Genomic DNA, 7082 nt, shown 5'->3' with positions numbered 1-7082 from the left:
AAGAATGGCCAAGATGACCTTACATGGTACCATGCCGACAAACAATCAGATGGAAGCTACAAGGTTCATGTAGACACAGCTAGCCATAAGGGCGATGCTGGTACCTATTCTGTGCATCTTTACTATGTGTTAAATGGTAAGAGAACTTATATTACAGAAACTACAGCTACAGTCCCTGAATCTCAAGTAACAGGAAAATTGACGATTACCAACCAAACGTCTAACGGCTTTGATGTAGTCGTTACCAATGTTTCAGGTGGCGGCAAGACAGTCCAAGAAGTGCGTGTTCCAATCTGGTCAGACAAGAATGGCCAAGATGACCTTACATGGTACCATGCCGACAAACAATCAGATGGAAGCTACAAGGTTCATGTAGACACAGCTAGCCATAAGGGCGATGCTGGTACCTATTCTGTGCATCTTTACTATGTGTTAAATGGTAAGAGAACTTATATTACAGAAACTACAGCTACAGTCCCTGAATCTCAAGTAACAGGAAAATTGACGATTACCAACCAAACGTCTAACGGCTTTGATGTAGTCGTTACCAATGTTTCAGGTGGCGGCAAGACAGTCCAAGAAGTGCGTGTTCCAATCTGGTCAGACAAGAATGGCCAAGATGACCTTACATGGTACCATGCCGACAAACAATCAGATGGAAGCTACAAGGTTCATGTAGACACAGCTAGCCATAAGGGCGATGCTGGTACCTATTCTGTGCATCTTTACTATGTGTTAAATGGTAAGAGAACTTATATTACAGAAACCAAAGCTACAGTCCCTCAAGTCACTGAATCTCAAGTGACTGGAAAATTGACAAATAACGGTTCTTACTACAGTGTTCGTGGTAAATACGATGATATTATCATTGTCAATAAGAAGCATGGTCTTTCTAAGGACTACAATCCAGGTGAAAATCCTACAGCTAAGGCAGCTTTTGTTCGACTTCGTGATGATATGATTAATCAAGGGTTGAATGTTGGACGTTCATACAGTGGTTTCCGTTCTTACGATTATCAAAAGACTCTTTACGACAACTACGTAAGCCGTGATGGTCAAGCAGCTGCGGACCGTTACTCAGCTCGTCCTGGGTTCAGCGAACACCAAACTGGTTTGGTCTTTGACTTGACTGATAAGTCTGGTAACTTGCTTGAGGATGCACGAGCTAGTCAATGGCTTAAAGACAATGCACATAACTATGGCTTTATCGTGCGTTTCCAAGCAGGTAAAGAAGCTTCAACCGGCTACATGCCAGAAGCATGGCATATCCGCTATGTGGGTAAAGAAGCTAAAGACATCCACGATTCAGGATTGAGCTTGGAAGAGTACTTTGGTATCGAAGGTGGCGATTATGCTACTAGCAACAAACCTACTGAAAGCAAACCAGTCACTACAGGTGCCATCAATCTTCCAGCGACAGGAACTTATAGCTTTACAGGTCGTGCGTCAATCAAGGCAGAAGCTAAGGTTTCAAGTCCAGAGTTGGCCTACTATGACAAAGGTATGAGTGTAAACTATGACAAAGTTTTGACAGCCGATGGTCGTCAATGGCTCTCATACGTGACGGCAAGCGGTGCCCGTCGTTATGTTGACATTGCAGCAGCCAAGGCAGAAGCAAGTCAACCAGCCGCAAAACCAAGTCTCCCAGAGTCAGGCCGTTATACCTTCATAGGTCGTGCGTCAATCAAGGCGGAAGCCAAGGTTTCAAGCCCAGAATTGGCCTACTATGACAAAGGTATGAGTGTTATCTATGACAAAGTTTTGACAGCCGATGGTCACACATGGCTCTCATACATGACAGTGAGCGGTGCTCGTCGTTACGTTGATATTGCTTAATGAAGTAATGAATCAGGTTGGACAATGTGTCCAGCCTTTTTTGATAGTCTTTCTTTATCATGAGATTGAATTTTTCAATTTTTGTGACGTCTTTTGGAGTGCTATAATGGTTAATATAGAATCGAGGTTACTATGAAAATCGCATTGGTACAGATGGATGTTGCTCACGGACAACCTACGGAAAATAAAAAGCACGTGAAAGAAATGTTGGAAAGGGCCCTTGGCGAAAATCCTGATGTCATTGTGCTTCCTGAAATGTGGAATACAGGCTATGCTTTAAATGAACTTGATGGGCTTGCAGATAAGGATGGATTGGACTCTCAAGAACTCTTGTCTCATTTTGCGAGGAAACATGCTGTGGCTATTATTGGAGGGTCCGTTGCTATTGAGAAGGATGGCAAATTCTACAACACGACCTACGTCTACAATAAGTCTGGGGACCTAATCAATACTTATAGCAAGGTCCATCTCTTTGGCCTTATGGCAGAGGACCAGTACATGTCTGCTGGGTCGGATGAGTCTGTTTTTGAGCTTGATGGTGTGATAGCTGCCAGTGTCATTTGTTATGATATCCGTTTTCCTGAATGGGTGCGAACACAGATGGCACAAGGAGCCAAGGTACTTTTTGTGGTGGCGCAGTGGCCAGAACCTCGTGTGCAGCAATGGGAGATTTTGTTAAAGGCGCGTGCGGTTGAGAACCAAGCCTTTGTGGTAGCCGTTAACCGTGTCGGAACAGGACCAGACGATGTCTTTTCAGGACATTCTATGGTTATAGATCCACTTGGAAATGTGCTCTTACAATCCAAGGAGCATGAGGAGGGCATTTTTACGGCCGATATTAATCTTGAAGAGGTAGATAAGGTTCGAGGTCAGATTCCTGTTTTTGAGGATCGTCACACGGACTTGTATCATTAAGGAGCGTTTATGTTATTTGAAGAATCGGACTTATTGAAGGCATTGCCAGAACAGTTTTTTGCAGGTTTGGTTGCTAAAGTTAATGCTAAGGTAGCGGAAGGAGCAGATGTGATCAATCTCGGTCAAGGCAATCCCGACCAACCGACTTATGACCATATTGTTGAGGCGCTGTGCCTTTCAGCGAAAAATCCTGCTAGCCATAAGTATTCACAGTTTCGAGGCAATCGTCCTTTTAAGGAAGCAGCTGCTAGTTTTTACAGGAAACATTATGAGGTTGATTTGGATTCGGAGAGTGAGATTTGTGTCATGGGTGGAGCTAAAATTGGACTAGTGGAATTGCCTCTAGCTTTGATGAATCCTGGCGACCTCCTGCTCTTGCCTGACCCAGGTTATCCAGATTACTTGTCAGGAGTGAGTTTGGGCCGTGTGACCTATGAAACCTTTCCTTTGACGGCTAAAAATGATTTCTTGCCAGATCTGGATGCCATTCCTGAGGAGACAGCTCGCCGTGCTAAGTTTATCTATATCAATTATCCGAATAATCCTACGGGGGCTGTGGCGACTAAGGCCTTTTATGAAAAGTTAGTTGCTTGGGCTAAGACCTACGAAGTAGGAGTGGTGAGTGATTTGGCTTACGGAGCTTTGGGTTATCAGGGCTATGAGAATCCTAGCTTTTTATCAACGCCTGGTGCTAAAGATGTGGGCATTGAGTTCTATACTTTCTCGAAAACCTTCAATATGGCTGGTTGGCGTTTGGCCTTTGCAGCTGGGAATGACCAGATGATCGAAGCTTTGAATCTGATTCAAGACCATCTTTTTGTGGGGATCTTTCCTGCCCTGCAGGAGGCTGGGATTGCCGCCCTCTTAGATCCTAAATCTGAGGAGGCTGTTGCCCAACTGAATGCGACTTATGATAGCCGTCGAGATGCTTTTGTTCAGGCAGCTGCTAAGATTGGCTGGCAGGCCTTTCCATCCAGAGGTTCTTTCTATGCTTGGATGCCTGTGCCAGAGGGGTACACCAGTGAAAGTTTTGCGGATCTTTTGCTTGAGAAGGCCCATGTTGCTGTGGCACCAGGTAAAGGATTTGGTCCTGCGGGTGATGCTTATGTTCGTATTGGGCTTTTGGTAGAGCCAGAGCGTCTGGTAGAAGCGGTCAATCGTATCGCCAATTTGCATTTATTTAATAACTAGATAGCAATCGTGAAAACAAGTAGTTGAAAAAGACTGCTTGTTTTTTTCATATTAATTTCAATTTTTTCTTGACAAATGAATAAAAATGCAATAAAATAATCACATATTTATTCAAAGGAAGTGCATAAATGAAAGTTTCAATCGTTGGTATCACTGGTTATAGTGGTTTAGAGTTAGTTAAAATTTTGAATAATCATAAAAAAGTGGAACTTGTTTCTATTCACGCAACCAAGGAAGTGGGTCGACGATTGTCTGATGTGTATCCCTATCTGACAGGTGTTTGTGACTTAGAAATTGAAGCTTACAATGCGGAAAAGATTATGCAAAAGGCGGATTTGGTTTTCTTTGCCACACCTTCAGGAGTTGCTAGTTCGCTAGCAGAGAAATTTGTTCTGGCTGATTTTCCAATTATTGATTTGTCTGGCGATCATCGCTTGCCAGCAGGTGTTTATCAAGAATGGTATAAAAAATCACCTGCTAAGCAGAGTATTTTGAATAAATTTACATACGCATTGTCAGAATATACAGATGTGAAGGGTAAGAAATTTATTGCCAATCCTGGATGCTATGCAACAGCGACAGAGTTGGCCCTGATTCCTTTGGTTGCTACTGGTCTGATTGAGATGGATAGTGTTATTGTGGATGCCAAGTCTGGTTTAACTGGTGCGGGTAAGGCTTTGAGTGAGTCTAGTCATTTTGTCAATGTTCATGATAATTACGTGACTTATAAACTTAATCATCATCAGCATATTCCTGAGATTGTTCAAACCTTGCAGACCTTTAATCCGGAAATACCTGAGATTCAGTTTTCAACGTCGCTGTTACCAGTTAATCGAGGAATCATGGCTACGGTTTATTGTAAGTTGAAGAAGGACGTGACTGTGGCTGATGTGGCTTCAGCATTCACAAAGGCTTATAGCGATAAACCCTTTGTACGTGTTCAAGACAGCTTGCCAGAACTGCACAACGTAATCGGATCGAATTTTACAGATATTGGATTTGCCTATAATGAAAAAACCAATGTTCTGACAGTTATTTCAGTTATTGATAATCTGCTTAAAGGAGCAGCTGGACAGGCAGTGCAAAATCTCAACCTCATGCAGGGGTGGGATGAGACGGAAGGTTTGCTTATGACACCGTCATACTTGTAGATGAAAGCATAGAGTTAGGAGAAAAAATATGAAAGTCATCGATGGAACAATTGCTAGTCCGCTGGGATTCTCAGCAGATGGGCTACATGCAGGATTTAAAAAGAGAAAAATGGATTTTGGTTGGATTGTCTCTGAAAAACCAGCCAGTGTTGCAGGTGTTTACACGACCAATAAGGTTATTGCAGCTCCTCTAATTGTGACCAAGACCTCAGTTAAAAAGGCTGGGAAAATGAAGGCTATCGTTGTTAACTCAGGTGTAGCCAATTCTTGTACAGGGACTCAAGGTTTGGAGGATGCTTACACTATGCAGGAGTGGACCGCTGAAAAGCTAGGTGTTGAACCAGAGTTGATTGGTGTGGCCTCTACAGGGATTATCGGTGAGTTACTACCAATGGCTACGCTGAAAAATGGTCTTTCCAAGATAGTGGTTAATGGGAATGCTGATGATTTCGCTAAGGCGATTTTGACGACTGATACAGCAACTAAGACCATTGCTGTGACAGAGACCTTTGGACGTGATGTAGTTACTATGGCTGGTGTCGCTAAGGGATCAGGCATGATTCACCCTAATATGGCGACCATGCTAGGATTTATCACTTGTGATGCTAATATTTCTAGTGACACTCTTCAATTGGCCTTGAGCCAAAATGTGGAAAAGACCTTCAATCAGATTACAGTTGACGGGGATACTTCGACTAATGATATGGTTCTTGTCATGTCCAATGGTTGCACGCTCAATGAAGAGATTCTTCCAGATACACCAGAGTTCGATAAATTTTCGAAGATGTTGAATTTCGTGATGCAAGAGTTGGCTAAGAAAATTGCCAAGGACGGTGAAGGTGCCAATAAACTCATCCAAGTTGATGTGGTCAATGCCCCTAATGCCCTTGATGCACGTATGATGGCCAAATCCGTTGTCGGGTCAAGCCTGGTTAAAACGGCTATCTTTGGTGAAGATCCTAACTGGGGACGTATTTTAGCCGCTGTTGGCTATGCTGGTGTGGATGTTCCTGTGGATAATGTTGATATTATGATTGGCGGACTGCCAGTTATGCTATCTTCTAGTCCTGTTGCCTTTGATGATGAGGAAATGAAAGACATCATGCATGTCGATGAAGTCACCATTACGGTAGATCTTCATGCTGGACATGAAAAAGGAACCGCATGGGGGTGTGATCTTTCCTACGATTACGTTAAGATTAATGCCCTCTACCATACTTAAGTTATCTATGACAAAGGAGTTAACTGATGACTACTGAATATATTGTAATCAAGATTGGTGGAGTAGCCAGTAAGCAGCTAACTCCTGAGATATTGGCTAAACTGTCCGAATGGCATCAGGCTGGTCAAAAAATTGTTATCGTCCATGGGGGCGGTTTCGCTATTAATCAGCTAATGGAGGCACATCATATTCCAATTCACAAGGTCAATGGTCTTCGTGTGACGGGGCAGTCAGATATGACCTTGATCAAAGAAGCTTTGGTTGACATGGTTGGGAAAAACTTAGCAGGTGAGTTGACAACTGCAGGTTTGCCAGCCTATCAGCTTGTAGATGAATTGCCAGACCTTGTCCATGCTGATTTCTTAGATCAAGAGACCTATGGTTTTGTGGGTGAAGTCAAAAACATCACTAATCAAACCCTAGTGAGCCTCCTATCTCAAGGCAAACTTCCCTTGATTCCTAGCTTGGGTTACAGTGAGCAAGGTGATTTACTCAATATCAACGCCGATTATCTTTCAAGGGCGGTCGCTATTAGTCTGGGGGCCAAAAAACTTATCCTCATGACGGATGTCAAGGGTGTTTTAGAGAATGGACGAGTTTTGAATCATTTGAATATTGTAGATGTTCAGAAAAAAATAGATTCAGGTGTGATAACTGGAGGCATGATTCCTAAAATTCAAAGTGCTGTTCAGACAGTTCAAGCTGGTGTCGAGCAGGTCATTATTGGTGATAACCTGATAGACGGTACCATAATCAAGGAGTAAGAG

The 7082-nt window shown here is 43.1% G+C and carries 6 protein-coding genes; all 6 read left to right on the top strand.

The features are described 5' to 3' along the window. On the top strand, positions 1-1836 hold a 1836-nt coding region (gene ldcB, locus RDY04_RS07555), incomplete at its 5' end, for an LD-carboxypeptidase LdcB/DacB (protein ID WP_308000861.1). A 132-nt stretch (positions 1837-1968) separates the two neighbouring features. Next, positions 1969-2751, top strand: a complete 783-nt coding sequence (locus RDY04_RS07550; protein WP_303951353.1) for a carbon-nitrogen family hydrolase — start codon at positions 1969-1971, stop codon at positions 2749-2751. Between the two features lie 9 nt (positions 2752-2760). Then, positions 2761-3942, top strand: coding sequence for a pyridoxal phosphate-dependent aminotransferase (locus tag RDY04_RS07545; RefSeq protein ID WP_303951351.1), 1182 nt, complete (start codon positions 2761-2763; stop codon positions 3940-3942). 128 nt (positions 3943-4070) lie between these two features. Next, the gene (gene argC / locus RDY04_RS07540) at positions 4071-5093 is read left to right on the top strand and encodes an N-acetyl-gamma-glutamyl-phosphate reductase (protein ID WP_303951350.1); all 1023 of its coding nucleotides are present in this window, start codon (positions 4071-4073) and stop codon (positions 5091-5093) included. 28 nt (positions 5094-5121) lie between these two features. Beyond that, the gene (gene argJ / locus RDY04_RS07535) at positions 5122-6315 is read left to right on the top strand and encodes a bifunctional ornithine acetyltransferase/N-acetylglutamate synthase (RefSeq protein WP_303951348.1); all 1194 of its coding nucleotides are present in this window, start codon (positions 5122-5124) and stop codon (positions 6313-6315) included. Positions 6316-6341: 26 nt separating this feature from the next. Beyond that, complete coding sequence (gene argB / locus RDY04_RS07530; RefSeq protein ID WP_303951346.1) at positions 6342-7079, top strand: acetylglutamate kinase; 738 nt, start codon at positions 6342-6344, stop codon at positions 7077-7079. Positions 7080-7082 lie beyond the last annotated feature (3 nt).

This window comes from uncultured Streptococcus sp., from assembly GCF_902463925.1.
Lineage (GTDB): Bacteria > Bacillota > Bacilli > Lactobacillales > Streptococcaceae > Streptococcus.
The sequence above is the reverse complement of the archived record's forward strand: the minus strand, read 5'-3'. Positions and strand labels throughout refer to the sequence as shown.

What these genes read in the sequence shown, in the direction of transcription:
- RDY04_RS07550 (WP_303951353.1), top strand. Translation starts at nt 1,969, where the DNA reads ATGAAAATCGCATTGGTACAGATGGATGTTGCTCACGGACAACCTACG.
- RDY04_RS07545 (WP_303951351.1), top strand. Translation starts at nt 2,761, where the DNA reads ATGTTATTTGAAGAATCGGACTTATTGAAGGCATTGCCAGAACAGTTT.
- argC (WP_303951350.1), top strand. Translation starts at nt 4,071, where the DNA reads ATGAAAGTTTCAATCGTTGGTATCACTGGTTATAGTGGTTTAGAGTTA.
- argJ (WP_303951348.1), top strand. Translation starts at nt 5,122, where the DNA reads ATGAAAGTCATCGATGGAACAATTGCTAGTCCGCTGGGATTCTCAGCA.
- argB (WP_303951346.1), top strand. Translation starts at nt 6,342, where the DNA reads ATGACTACTGAATATATTGTAATCAAGATTGGTGGAGTAGCCAGTAAG.